This window comes from Methylophaga marina (assembly GCF_030296755.1).
GTDB lineage: Bacteria > Pseudomonadota > Gammaproteobacteria > Nitrosococcales > Methylophagaceae > Methylophaga > Methylophaga marina.
In genome coordinates, this window is sequence record NZ_AP027741.1 from 621,751 (window position 1) to 635,049 (window position 13,299).

Genomic DNA, 13,299 nt, shown 5'->3' on the forward strand with positions numbered 1-13,299 from the left:
GTGTTTAATACTCCAGTTTTTAAACATTGAATGAATAACCGTATTGATTGAACATTTAGCCTTCCATAGCCTCAATCTTTACTCTCATCGTTATTTTCGGCTTCAGTCTGTTTTTGTTTTTCTTTGGGTGCTGAAGAAGATGACATATCATCGTCATCCATCAGTACCCGATTGGCAGCACCATCCATATCATCATATTGACCATTTCTGACTGCCCAGAAAAACACAGCAACACCGATAATACCAAGTAGTAACATACCTGGGAGCAAACCATAGATGACTTCCATCACATACTCCAAACTCTTCATTCATGACGACGAGGCGATGAAAAGAAAAAGAAAGACAAACCTGGCACAGTGAAGTTTAACTGGCTTTGTTCTATTTATTTCTTAACAAGTCTTCCGATTCTGGCAGAGTTTCCGATAACCAACAATGAACTAATCGGCATTGTGATGGCGGCAACTAACGGATTAACCCATGCACACATCGCTAATGGCACCATGATAACGTTATAGCTGATAGAAAGCATTATGTTCTGACGAATGATGCGTAAGGTTGTACTGGCCAGCAATTTTGCTTCTGCCACTTTTATCAGCTCCTGATGTGATAAAACGACATCTGCACTCTCAACTGATACATCAGTCCCTGATGCTAATGCAATACCTACATCAGCTTGAATTAATGCAGGGGCATCATTGACACCATCACCGACCATAGCCACGATGTCACCTTGAGCTTGCATTGACTTCACAACAGCAGATTTATCCTGCGGTAATACTTCTGCAAACCGTTGTATATCTGAAAATGACTGGGTTACAGCATTGACCACTTCCAGACGGTCACCACTGAGTACCGTGACCTTGGTACCCATCGACTGTAACAACTGGATCGTCGATAACGCATCCGGACGTAGCGAATCAGTCAATCCAATAATTCCCTTTATAGAGCCATCTACCGCAACGGAGACACAACTAATCCCTTGCTTCTCGTATTGAGACATTTTTTCGGTCAGATGCTCAGGGAAGTGAATATCCTGTGAGTTCAACCACTGACGTGTGCCTACAAGTATCAATTTATCGTCTATATAAGCCGTTACTCCCCGCCCGGGTATGGTTGTAAATTTTGTTATCGGAAGAAGTTTCAATGCAGATGAAGCGGCTGTTTCACATATTGCTGTTGCGATAGTGTGTTCTGAATTCTGTTCTACAGATGCGGCCAACTGAAGCAGTTCAGATTCGGTTAATTCTGCACAAGGTTCAACCATGTGAACATTTAACTGACCTGTTGTTAACGTCCCTGTTTTATCAAACACAAAATGATTGACTGAAGATAGGCGTTCGAGTGTTTCTCCTTGCTTCACCAGCACACCACGTTGTGCCCCCACTCCTGTAGCTACCGCAACAGACATTGGGGTGGCCAAGCCAAATGCACATGGACACGTCACCACTAATACTGACACCGCAGCCAGTAGTGCGACCTCAAAGTCAGACTGGAACCAATAAAGAAAGGTTAAAGAAGCCAGCGTTAATGTGATCAATACAAACCACGGCACAATTCTGTCGGCCAATGTTTGAATTGGTGCTTTGGACGCTTGGGCCTCATCCATCAGTGCAACGATTTTTGCTAAAGCGGTATTGCGTAATACCTGTTCAACACGTACCTGAAACGCACCTTCACCATTGATGCTTCCAGCAACGACCGTATCACCGACCTGCTTAACCACAGGAACAGATTCACCAGTCAGCATGGACTCGTCAACCGCACTCTCACCGTCAATGATAATTCCATCGACAGGAATACTTTCACCCGGTCTAACCAGTACCGTTTGCCCAATCTGTACTGCACGTATCGGCACAACTTCAGACGTATCATCAACTAAAACCGTTGCAAACTTAGGCTGTAACTCCAGCATTCGCCTGGTGGCCGAAAGCGCTTTCTTTTTCGAGATAGCTTCAAGGTAACGCCCCACCAGAATCACGAATAAGAAATTTACCACCGTGTCAAAGTAAACATGTCCGGTATCTAACTTATTAATGGTGGCATAGGTTGAATACAAATAAGTTGTCGTTGCACCGATCGCAATGGGTAGATCCATCGTCAGATAACGCTGTTTCAAACCACTGAGTGCACTACGGATAAAGGGATAGCCTGAATAGAGCAAGGTTGGTGTCGCTATCACAAAACCTATCCAGTGAAACCACTGACGAAACTCACCATCACTTGCGCCGCTGTATAATGCAATAGAAACCCACATCATATTCATCATTGCAAAACCAGCAAAGGCCATTCGATACAGCAAGCCTCTATGGCGCTTAGCTAGCGCTCCTTCAGCTGTTTCAGGATCAAATGGCACAGCAGAGTAGCCTATTTCAGCTAAACGATTCAATGCCGTTGATAGTGGAATAATTGAATTATCCCAGTGCAGTTTCAATCTTCGCGCGGTTAAATTCACTTCAGCATTGAGCACGCCAGGCAAAGCTGAAAGTGCATTTTCAATAAGCCAAACACACGCCGCGCAATGAATACCTTCTACCAATAGATGAATGGTTCTATCATTCTGACTGGTATCCGTAAAATCAGATTGAACTTCATCTAAATCATAGGCTGAGAGATCTCCCAGCATATCAGGTGGTGGCGAGAGTAAATCTGTTTCAGCCGCTTTTGTGTAAAAGCTTTGTAAGCCGGCACCGTATATTGTCTCGCAAACGGTTTGACAGGCATGACAACAAAAGACACGCTCCTCCCCGCCTATTTCTGTTTTGAATTCGTTCGGGTCTTTAACGGGTAGACCGCAATGATAACAAGATATTGCCAAAACTAATCCTGCGTTTCAGATACTGAATATGAATATTTAAGGATTAATTTGAATCCGACGTGTTAGCACATATTTATCGTCACCACGGTGAGCTTCGATGATAATGTCCCAGCTTCCAGGTAAAGCAAAACTGACATCAGTCACAAAACTTCCATGGCCTGATGGGTGCATCTCTGCCGAGAAGTCTTGACGCTTATCGGATGGTCTATAAGCAAAGAACTTAACTGAATCCAGCATCAGGCCAGCTGAGTTCTGTCCGGTAATCACTGCTTCATAGGTTTGGACTTGATTGACTCTAGAGGAAGTTGGCATCAATAAAACGCCTGACCAACCAAGGCTTTTTTCTTTTGCAATTTCTTCTTCAGTTTTGGCGTATGCCTGACCTTTTTCATAAAAGTCTTCAATGACAAGGTTTGGCGGAGATTTAAACGCTAAATAGATAAATACAGCGTTAGCGCTCAGAAAAACCACTAAAAATACTAACATCCCCAGTACCCATGGGTTTTTCATTGCTTGGCTATTTTCTTGGGAAATTTGCATTCTCTTCCTCATCTACTCAGGTGCCATGAACATACTTTCATATGAAGTTGATATGGCTGAATTATTGATTACTTCAGCTTTAAATTCTATAGGCATCAAGCCTTTAGTTACTTTATCATCGGGTACGCGAACCAAGGCTGTTACGGGCACCACTTTACCCGGCTCAACCGTAATTTTATCACTCATTCCATGCAAGGTCGCACCCTCAAGTCCAAGTACATCGTATCGGACTTCTATTGGAGTTTTTGTTTTGTTTAACATTTTTAATGTGTATTTATTCTGAATACCACCATCACTCAGACGAACATATAATGGCTGACGATCATGAATTACTTGGAACTCTGTTGGTGATAATGTAAAAAAGCCATAAATCACTCCAGATAACGCTGTCAGTAAAATTAAGCTATAAATAATGACACGTGGACGTTTATACATCGGTAAAACGTTCTTATCGTGATGTAATTCCTTGTATGACGCATAACGAATCAGACCTCGCGGTTGATTGGTTTTATCCATAATGCTGTCACAAGCATCTATACACATACCGCAAGTGATACAGCCTTCTTGCTGCCCTTTTCTAATATCGATCCCTGTCGGACAGACAGCAACACACACTTTACAGTCGATACAACTGCCTTTAGATTCATCTTCAAGCTGACCCTTTTTCAATTTACCTCGGGGTTCACCACGTTCAGCATCATAGGCAGGCAGAATGGTGTCTTGATCGTACATGACACCTTGAAGACGAGCATATGGACACAGCCAAAAGCAAACTTGCTCGCGCATAAAACCGGCGAAAACGTAGGTAAACACACCAAAAACGGCCATCGATATCCAGACAGGAAGAGGCGCTTGTAGGGTGAAAATATCAGGCCACAATTGATAAGCATCAGTAAACCAGGCAGCAAATGAAATACCTGTTATCAGTGCAATCGCAATCCATAAGGTATGTTTTGTCAGCACCCTAGTCACTTTATCTATAGACCAAGGGGCTTGTTTAAACTTCATGACTTTTTGAGGACTGTCTCCCTCCAGCTTCGTCTCTATGAATGTATAGATATCAGTCCAAACGGTCTGGAAGCAGAAGTAACCGCAAAATACACGGCCAGCGATACTGGTCACGGCAGCGAGTAAAATAGCAAAAAACAGTAAGGTTAACGACAACATCCAGATATCTTGTGGATAGATCGTTAACTGAAAGAAATTAAACTCACGTTCTGGAATATCAAACAAAATTGCCTGTTGACCATTCCAGCGTAAGTATGGTCCCAAGAAAAATATCAGCCAAACAGACATGCCAATCCACTTTCTTAATCTGAAACGCCCTTTAACACGCTTAGCAACGACCTTCTGGTCACCGGTATTAACGTGCCAATCAGACACTTCTTCGTAGATTTGGGTGACATCATCATTGACGTTTGATTGTGTTTGACTCATATCATCTCCGGAAAAAGATTTAGCTCGTGTATTTTAACACACGCCCAATATTATATTAGTATTTACTGATATTAATTCGTTATAAAAAAGCCGACGTTTGTCGGCTTTTTTTCGTTTAAACGAATGTCGGATAAAAATTATTTATCGTCTAAGTTTTTCATGATTCTGTAACCGATAACACCTATCACAACAATGGTCAGTACAACGGATACGATCGCTCCAATAACAACTGCGTCAATATGCATATCTCTTTTCTCCTGAAAAAGACTATCAAAACTCCCAGTCACTCCACTGGGAGTTTTAATATTAATTATTGACCACCACCTAACTGATGGACATAAACAGCTAATTTCTTAATTTCAGTCACAGATAAACGTTCTGTTTCATCACCTTCGTATTCAGGCTCTTCATCCCATTTCTCTGCTTCAATTTTCACTGCAAGCTTCTCATTCCAAGCAGGCATGATAGCAACACGGGTTAAAGGATCAGATGGGTCGTTAACACCGTGCAAAATGGTGTAACGAATTTCTTCTGGATCCCCTGAAAAACGCCAGATTTTGTCGGTTAAGTTTGCTGAGCCAAGTTCATGAATACCTTTTGCATCAGCACCATGACAACCAACACAGCCTTTCGCGTTATACAGTTTCCAGCCTGCTTCAGTCGCTTCTCCGTTAGATAAATTCACAACAAACTTAACTAAGCTATCTACTTCTTCAGGTTTTAGAGTCTTTTGATGAGACATCATCATGCCATGACGTCCTGCTGCTAGAGAAGCGACGATAGTGTTGATATCACCGCCATATAGCCAATCATCATCAGCAAGAATTGGATAACCAGAGTTTGGCGCTGGCACACCACCAGTACCATGACAAGCGGCACAATTATCACCGAATAACACTTTACTTGAACCAACTGCATAGTTACGCATTTCAGTGTCAGCAAGAATTTCTTCAGCTGTCATTGATGCCAGTTTTTCTTCAAACGGTGCTCTAACATCTTGAACCTTAGCTAAATCTTCTTTGTATTCTTTGATTTGAGTCCAGCCCAACAGTCCTTTAGTACTGTCATTAATCAACGGCAGTGATGGATAAAGGATAAAGTAAACCAATACTAACAAACCACTTAAATACAGGGCATTTGTCCACCAGCGTGGTGGTGGGTTTTCTAACTCTCTGATGCCATCCCATTCATGCCCTGTGTCAGGCACTTCATTAGGATTCTTTTTATTATCAGCCATCATTATTTCTCCGAATTTGTATCGTCATCGTCCTGCAGCATGGTGCGGTGAGACTCTATTTTATCTTTGTTTTTTGGATTCAGAACCCAAAAATAGAGCACCACCATCAGTACAAAAATAACTACTGTAAACACCAAGCCAAACCAGTCGGTTGCTGTCATTTCGCTCCAATTAGTATGAAAATACTCTTGAAGTTTACTCACGATATGACCTGCCGGGTTCAAAGTTGACCATTGTTCCCAATACTTGAAGATAAGCCACTAAGGCCTGCATTTCAGTCTTGCCTTCAACTGCTGCTGCCGCATTATTAATTTGCTCATCAGTGTAAGGAACACCCAATACCTTCATAGCACGTAAGCGTTTTTCAATCCCAGGACCATCGATAGTGGCATCATCAAGCCATGGATAGCTTGGCATGACAGATTCAGGAACGACTGAACGTGGATCACGAAGATGCTGAATCTGCCATGCATCGGAGTATTTACCACCAACACGAGCAAGATCAGGTCCAGTACGTTTTGATCCCCATTGGAATGGATGGTCGTATTTTGATTCAACAGCCAGAGAATAATGACCATAACGGTCTTTTTCATCACGGAAAGGACGAATCATTTGCGAATGACACAGATAACAACCTTCACGTTGATAAATATCACGACCCGCTAACTCAAGTGCAGAATATGGACGAACTGTTTTCAATTCTTCATAGTCAGGATGCACTTGATCTTCAAAGGTTGTTTTGAGATAGAATAAAGGCACGATTTCTACGATACCACCCACTGAGACCACAAGTGCTGTTGCTAATACAAGGGCCCAGATATTTTTTTCCAGTTTCTCTTGGAAGGTAACTGGTTTATTAGAATTATGATCAGACATTCCAGTCTCCTTAAATGTTAGCAGCAGTAGCCATTGCAGCCGAAGGCTTAGCAATTGCTCGACGAATAGTCACTGTGACATTGAATAACATGATACAGGCACCTGAGAAGAAGATAAGTCCGCCAACGGCGCGCATCGCATAGTAAGGATGCATTTGAGCCACAGACTCAACAAAGGTGTAGGCCAAGTTACCGTAGTCATCATATGCACGCCACATCAGACCTTGCATGATGCCTGATACCCACATGGCTGTGATGTAAACCGCTGTACCAATCGTAGCCATCCAGAAGTGCAGGTTGACCAAACGAATTGAGTACATAGTCGTTCCCCACATACGTTCTACCATGTGATACAGCGCACCAATAGATACCATCGCGACCCAACCTAATGCGCCCGAGTGAACGTGACCAATAGTCCAGTCAGTGTAGTGTGACAATGCGTTTACTGTTTTTGCGGCCATAACAGGGCCTTCAAATGTTGACATCGCATAGAATGCTAAAGAGACAATCAAGAAACGTAAGATATAGTCAGTACGTAGTTTGTCCCAGGCACCACTTAATGTGAACATACCGTTGATTGCACCACCCCATGAAGGAATGATCATCGCCAATGAAATAGCTGCACCCAATGATCCAGTCCAGTCAGGTAAAGCAGTATATTGAAGATGGTGAGCCCCTAACCAAACGTAACCGAAAACTAAGGCCCAGAAATGGATAACAGATAAACGGTATGAATAAACAGGACGATTCGCTTGCTTAGGTACAAAGTAATACATGATCCCCAAGAAACCAGCAGTCAGGAAGAAACCTACCGCATTGTGTCCCCACCACCATTGAATCATCGCATCTTGCACACCAGCAAACAGTGAATAAGATTTAAACAACTCAACAGGTATAGCCAAACTGTTCACAACGTGGAGATATGTGATCATGACCATCATCGCAATAAAGAACCAGTTTGCTACATAGATATGCGAAACCTTGCGAATTGAAATCGTCATGATGAAATTAAATGTGTAGGCCAGCCAGACTACAGCAATCAAAATATCAATTGGCCATTCTAATTCAGCATATTCTTTAGATTGAGTATAACCAAGAGGTAAGGTAATGACAGCGCTGAGAATAACGAGATTCCAGCCCCAGAATGTAAACCAGGCTAATTTATTGCTCCATAACGGTGTACGGCAGGTGCGTTGCACAATATAGAACGCTGTAGCCATTAATGTAGAACCACCAAAAGCAAAAATAACCGCATTAGTATGTAAAGGACGTAAACGACCAAAACTGATATATGGATTATCAAAATTCAGGACTGGCCAAGCCAGTTCTGAGGCGATATAAACACCGATACCGGTGCCAACGACCAAGTATACGCATGCCATATAGGCAAACCACTTGACCACTTGATAGTTATATTGTTGTTCCGCTTGCATAGCGACCACACCTTCTCTCTTTGGAAAACTCTCTCTCAATTTTGTTGTCAATCACTCAACAAAATTAGGACCCTTTTCTACGTGCCTCAATGAACATCGAAAGCAGTTAGAATTTTACATCAATCAGCTGATTTGCTTCACACCAAAACATTGATCTAGATCAAACGTAGTGTGATAAAGCACAGTGTGCTGTGAAATGCCTCACCCGCACGTAACATGGAATTTTCCTAAGATCAAAATCTCTGGTCAAGTTAATCAGTCTTAACGCCCATAACCAAGCATGATTTTGTATTAAAAAAACAATTAGTTATGTACTTCCATCAAAAAAAAGAAATATCGGTGACGTCAAGATGAGGGGGGATTGCGGCTTATTATTTTATGTGTGGCTTCAAGGACTAACAATGAGTATTACAGAACGTTCTTCTATCAATAGTAAATTGTATGTATGACAGGCAGAAGATCGTGACATAAACTCAGTACCAATACCTTGTTTATTAAAATATTCGGCCATTTGTAATAACGGAAAAGAGAGGCTGGCATCCGAGGTAAATATAATGACTTCCGGAGCCAGCTCTTTAAGTGCAGACAGAGTGTCTGCTGATAAGTTTTTGATATCACTGACGTCTATATTTTCTAATATTTGGTTTGGCGTCAGTACAAACGCTGCGTCGTATGACGTCAATGTCTGTGTGTTTTTATGTCGAACAGTCACTGACTGTTCTGTATATGAGTGGATTTGGTTATATTCGTGAACCGCTTCCTGACTCAGTTTCATCTGTGTTACTGATATCCTGCCGCGTCGTTAACACGGTCACGCAACTCTTTACCAGGTTTGAAATGCGGCACGTATTTCTCATCCAGCTGAACTGATTCACCGCTTTTTGGATTACGTCCGACACGTGGTGGTCGATGATGTAAGGTAAAACTACCAAACCCGCGAATTTCAATTCTATCTCCTTGTGACAAACTATCACTCATCTGTTCTAAGATGAGTTTAACTGCAAGCTCAACGTCACGATAATTCAATAGAGATTGTTTTTCAGATAAAACTTCAATCAAATCTGATTTGGTCATGTCTTTAAAATTCCTGGAATAATGCGCTAAACACCAATATGAAGTATTGGTTTTAATCTTCTGAATCTATTAGAGAAAAACCCCTGAAAAATTCAGGGGTTCATCTTTAATATGAAAAACGATTAGTTGTCTTTCTGATCCATTTGTTCTTTCAGCAAATCACCCAGTGTTGTGTTGCCTGCAGAAACATTACTGTACTCTTTCACAGCTTCAGATTCTTCTTGATCATCTTTCGCTTTGATAGACAGAGTTAAGGTGCGGTCTTTACGTGACATACCAGTAAATTTCGCTTCGACGTCATCATCTACAGCCAGAATTTTGCTTGCGTCTTCAACACGTTCACGAGCGATATCCGCAGCACGAACATAACCTTCAACGCCTTCAGCTAATTCAATAGTTGCACCACGAGCATCAACAGCAGTCACTTTACCATTAACAATACTTCCACGTGGGTTTTCAGCTAAATAAGCTGAGAACGGATCGTCTTGTAATTGTTTAATACCTAAAGAGATACGCTCACGTTCTGGATCGATTGCTAAAACAACAGCTTCAACATCATCACCTTTCTTGAAGTCACGAATTAATTCTTCGTTGTCTTCTTCCCAAGAGATATCAGACAAGTGAATCAAGCCATCGATACCACCGTCTAAACCGATGAAGATACCGAAATCAGTGATTGACTTGATAGCGCCACTGACTTTGTCACCCTTATTATGAGTCATTGCAAACTCTTCCCAAGGATTAGTCTGGCATTGTTTGATACCCAGTGAAATACGGCGACGTTCTGCATCAATATCCAGAACCATTACTTCAACTTCATCACCTAATTGAACCAGTTTAGATGGGTGAACGTTTTTGTTAGTCCAGTCCATTTCAGACATGTGAACTAAACCTTCAACGCCATCTTCGATTTCAACGAAGCAACCGTAGTCAGCAATGTTAGTGACTTTACCGTGAATACGTGTGCTGTTTGGATAACGGCGAGCGATATCTTTCCAAGGATCATCACCCATTTGTTTCAGACCCAGAGAAACACGTTCACGTTCTTTATCAAATTTCAGTACTTGAACTTCGATTTCGTCACCGATAGCAACAACTTCAGATGGATGTTTAACACGTTTCCATGCCATATCAGTGATATGTAACAGACCATCGATGCCGCCCAGATCAACGAACGCACCGTAGTCAGTCAGGTTCTTAACAATACCTTTAACCACTTTGCCTTCTTCCAGCGTTTCTAGTAACGCTTCGCGTTCTGCACTGTTTTCTTCTTCCATAATCGCACGACGTGAAACAACAATGTTGTTACGTGGACGATCAAGTTTAATCAGTTTGAATTCGAGTTCTTTATTTTCCAGGTGAGTCGTATCACGGATTGGACGAACATCAACCAAAGAACCAGGAAGGAATGCACGGATATTTTCCAGATCGACGGTGAAACCACCTTTGACCTTACCAGAAATGATACCCATAACGGTTTCACCCGCTTCAAACGCGTGTTCCAATTTAGTCCATGCTTCGGCAGCTTTCGCTTTATCACGTGACAGTTGTGTTGCACCAAAACCATCTTCTAATGATTCCAGCGATACGTCGACTAAGTCACCAACAGAAACAGTCACTTCACCATTTTCGTTCAGAAATTCTGAAACAGGGATAGCGCCTTCTGATTTAAGACCGGCATTGACCATAACAACATCAGGACCTACATTGACTACCGTACCGGTAACAATTTTGCCTGGTTGCATTGGAGTTGAATTTAGACTCTCTTCAAAGAGATCAGCAAAGCTTTCGCTCATTGTTAAATATCCTTGACCCTGTTGAGGAAACAAGATCACCTAATTAATCACTCGCTGATGCGAGATCGTTAAACATCCCATTCGACAAGAATCGAACAGGCACCAAAAATTTAAATTGCACAATAACTGCGCACTTTTTCGTATACTGCAGTAATACCTAATTCGGTAGAATCCAGTATCAAAGCATCCTTAGCAGGTAATAACGGCGCGACTTTGCGTTCACTATCGCGTTTGTCACGCTCCGAGATTTCTGCAATGAGATCGGAAAGGTTACTCTCAATTCCTTTCTCTTTCAACTGCTTATGACGTCTTAACGCCCTTTCTTCTGCACTTGCCGTTAGAAACACTTTAAATTGTGCGTCAGGGAAGACCACAGTACCCATATCACGACCATCTGTGACCAGACCTGGAGCTTGGGCAAAATCACGTTGGCATTGTAATAAAGCCGCTCTGACAGATGGGATAACGGCCACTTTCGATGCGGCATTACCCGCTTTTTCTGTTCGAATTTGTTGACTGACTTCTTGCCCTTCTAAAAGTACTTTTAGTCCATTTTCATCAAGTTCAAATTGAAGATCTAAGTGTTGCGCTAACTTCACAAGGGCGCCTTCGTGAGAAGCTGGAATCTGGTGTTTTAAACTAGCAAATGCCAATACCCGATATATCGCACCACTATCTAGATAATGCCAACCTAATTCTCTGGCCATCATTTGAGCAATGGTGCCCTTACCAGAACCACTCGGTCCATCAATGGTTAAAATAGGCATATCAGTCATCAATTTCTTCAACCTGCAGGCCGACTTTATTCGCTAACTCGACAAAGCCCGGAAATGAGGTAACCACATTGGCACAATCATTAATCTGAATAGAGCCGCCCGCTTGCAGCCCTGCAATAGCAAACGACATAGCAATTCGATGATCACTATGACTATCCACTTCACCACTACCAATGACACCACCATTGATAACAATGCCGTCAGCTGTGGGTTGTGCATCAATACCCAAAGTTGTTAGGCCATCAGCCATAACTTGTATACGATCGCTCTCTTTTACTCTTAACTCTTCAGCACCGGTGAGGACTGTCTGCCCCTCAGCACAGGCAGCTGCAATAAATAAAGCAGGAAACTCATCAATGGCTAAAGGCACTTGATCTTCAGGAATTTGAATGCCTTTTAGTGGCGCATATTGAATACGAATATCTGCTACAGGTTCACCACCAGTGACTTTTTCATTACTGAGCGTAATGTTGGCCCCCATCTCACGTAAGATATTGATAACACCGATCCGAGTAGGATTAACCCCGACATGCTCCAGGGTAATATCTGACTCTGGAGCGATGGCAGCCGCTACCATAAAAAAGGTGGCTGACGAGATATCTGCGGGTACATCTATTTTTGTTGCTTGTAACTTACCACCACCGACAACTGAAACTGTGCGGCCTTGCTTCTCAACCTGATAGCCCATACCTTGCAACATTCTTTCTGTATGGTCACGTGTTGGTGCAGGTTCTGTTACTGAAGTTTTACCTTCAGCATACAAGCCAGCGAGAAGTAAACACGATTTCACCTGCGCACTGGCCATGGGTAAATCATAGTCGATGCCTTTCAAATGACTGGTCTTATGCAAAGTCAAAGGCGGCTTACCTTCAGTGGTATCGATATTGGCTCCCATTAGAGCAAGCGGATCCGTCACACGCTTCATCGGTCTCGATGACAATGATTTATCTCCCGTCATCGTGACATCAAAGCCTTGACCAGCCAATAGACCTGAGAGCAAACGCATGGATGTGCCACTGTTGCCGAGGTTTAATGCTGTTTCTGGTACTTTGAGGCCGTGCATGCCCACACCATGAATAGTCACATTACCCTTCTCTGGACCGATAATATCGACGCCCATACCACGGAAAGCGGCCAGTGTTGCCAGTGCATCTTCACCTTCTAAAAAACCAGTTACTTCCGTGGTGCCCTCAGCGATGGAACCAAGCATAATCGAGCGATGAGAAATCGACTTATCACCAGGTACTCTTACCTGACCTGTGATTTTACCGCCAGGGTGCACAATATATCGTTTATTAGTTTCACTAGACACGTCA

General features: G+C 42.6%; 13 protein-coding genes. All 13 read right to left on the reverse strand.

Going from position 1 to position 13,299, the window contains the following annotated elements:
• Window positions 1–71 precede the first annotated feature (71 nt).
• Window positions 72–287, reverse strand: a complete 216-nt coding sequence (gene ccoS, locus QUE24_RS03060; protein ID WP_286305194.1) for a cbb3-type cytochrome oxidase assembly protein CcoS — start codon at window positions 285–287, stop codon at window positions 72–74.
• 95 nt (window positions 288–382) lie between these two features.
• A complete protein-coding gene (locus QUE24_RS03065) occupies window positions 383–2,815 on the reverse strand; it encodes a heavy metal translocating P-type ATPase (RefSeq protein WP_286305195.1) in 2,433 nt (810 codons plus the stop codon).
• Between the two features lie 36 nt (window positions 2,816–2,851).
• Window positions 2,852–3,355 (reverse strand): FixH family protein, encoded by a 504-nt coding sequence (locus QUE24_RS03070; protein ID WP_286305196.1) that lies wholly within the window; start codon window positions 3,353–3,355, stop codon window positions 2,852–2,854.
• Window positions 3,356–3,367: 12 nt separating this feature from the next.
• Complete coding sequence (gene ccoG, locus QUE24_RS03075) at window positions 3,368–4,792, reverse strand: cytochrome c oxidase accessory protein CcoG (RefSeq protein ID WP_286305197.1); 1,425 nt, start codon at window positions 4,790–4,792, stop codon at window positions 3,368–3,370.
• 310 nt (window positions 4,793–5,102) lie between these two features.
• Entirely contained in the window at window positions 5,103–6,032 is a 930-nt protein-coding gene (ccoP, locus tag QUE24_RS03080) for a cytochrome-c oxidase, cbb3-type subunit III (RefSeq protein ID WP_286305198.1), read from the reverse strand.
• Window positions 6,032–6,232: a cbb3-type cytochrome c oxidase subunit 3 gene (locus QUE24_RS03085; protein ID WP_040576263.1), complete on the reverse strand. Its 201-nt coding sequence runs from the start codon at window positions 6,230–6,232 to the stop codon at window positions 6,032–6,034. Before QUE24_RS03085 ends, ccoP begins: the two co-directional genes overlap by 1 nt.
• A complete protein-coding gene (ccoO, locus tag QUE24_RS03090; protein ID WP_286305199.1) occupies window positions 6,225–6,905 on the reverse strand; it encodes a cytochrome-c oxidase, cbb3-type subunit II in 681 nt (226 codons plus the stop codon). The genes QUE24_RS03085 and ccoO overlap by 8 nt, the downstream gene beginning before the upstream one ends.
• A 10-nt stretch (window positions 6,906–6,915) precedes the next feature.
• Window positions 6,916–8,337 carry a cytochrome-c oxidase, cbb3-type subunit I gene (gene ccoN, locus QUE24_RS03095; protein ID WP_286305200.1) on the reverse strand — a complete coding sequence of 474 codons (1,422 nt, stop codon included), beginning with the start codon at window positions 8,335–8,337 and terminating at the stop codon, window positions 6,916–6,918.
• Window positions 8,338–8,725: 388 nt separating this feature from the next.
• Entirely contained in the window at window positions 8,726–9,112 is a 387-nt protein-coding gene (locus tag QUE24_RS03100; protein WP_286305201.1) for an MTH938/NDUFAF3 family protein, read from the reverse strand.
• A 5-nt stretch (window positions 9,113–9,117) separates the two neighbouring features.
• Window positions 9,118–9,411 carry an integration host factor subunit beta gene (locus QUE24_RS03105; RefSeq protein WP_286305202.1) on the reverse strand — a complete coding sequence of 98 codons (294 nt, stop codon included), beginning with the start codon at window positions 9,409–9,411 and terminating at the stop codon, window positions 9,118–9,120.
• Between the two features lie 122 nt (window positions 9,412–9,533).
• Window positions 9,534–11,207 carry a 30S ribosomal protein S1 gene (rpsA, locus tag QUE24_RS03110; protein ID WP_286305203.1) on the reverse strand — a complete coding sequence of 558 codons (1,674 nt, stop codon included), beginning with the start codon at window positions 11,205–11,207 and terminating at the stop codon, window positions 9,534–9,536.
• A gap of 110 nt (window positions 11,208–11,317) precedes the next feature.
• The gene (cmk, locus tag QUE24_RS03115) at window positions 11,318–11,983 is read right to left on the reverse strand and encodes a (d)CMP kinase (RefSeq protein WP_286305204.1); all 666 of its coding nucleotides are present in this window, start codon (window positions 11,981–11,983) and stop codon (window positions 11,318–11,320) included.
• Complete coding sequence (gene aroA, locus QUE24_RS03120; protein ID WP_286305205.1) at window positions 11,976–13,295, reverse strand: 3-phosphoshikimate 1-carboxyvinyltransferase; 1,320 nt, start codon at window positions 13,293–13,295, stop codon at window positions 11,976–11,978. Before aroA ends, cmk begins: the two co-directional genes overlap by 8 nt.
• Window positions 13,296–13,299: the final 4 nt, after the last annotated feature.

Bases quoted from the DNA above. Each gene is read 5' to 3' on its own strand.
- ccoS (WP_286305194.1), bottom strand. From the start codon at position 287: ATGGAAGTCATCTATGGTTTGCTCCCAGGTATGTTACTACTTGGTATT.
- QUE24_RS03070 (WP_286305196.1), bottom strand. From the start codon at position 3,355: ATGCAAATTTCCCAAGAAAATAGCCAAGCAATGAAAAACCCATGGGTA.
- ccoG (WP_286305197.1), bottom strand. From the start codon at position 4,792: ATGAGTCAAACACAATCAAACGTCAATGATGATGTCACCCAAATCTAC.
- ccoP (WP_286305198.1), bottom strand. From the start codon at position 6,032: ATGATGGCTGATAATAAAAAGAATCCTAATGAAGTGCCTGACACAGGG.
- ccoO (WP_286305199.1), bottom strand. From the start codon at position 6,905: ATGTCTGATCATAATTCTAATAAACCAGTTACCTTCCAAGAGAAACTG.
- ccoN (WP_286305200.1), bottom strand. From the start codon at position 8,337: ATGCAAGCGGAACAACAATATAACTATCAAGTGGTCAAGTGGTTTGCC.
- QUE24_RS03100 (WP_286305201.1), bottom strand. From the start codon at position 9,112: ATGAAACTGAGTCAGGAAGCGGTTCACGAATATAACCAAATCCACTCA.
- QUE24_RS03105 (WP_286305202.1), bottom strand. From the start codon at position 9,411: ATGACCAAATCAGATTTGATTGAAGTTTTATCTGAAAAACAATCTCTA.
- rpsA (WP_286305203.1), bottom strand. From the start codon at position 11,207: ATGAGCGAAAGCTTTGCTGATCTCTTTGAAGAGAGTCTAAATTCAACT.
- cmk (WP_286305204.1), bottom strand. From the start codon at position 11,983: ATGACTGATATGCCTATTTTAACCATTGATGGACCGAGTGGTTCTGGT.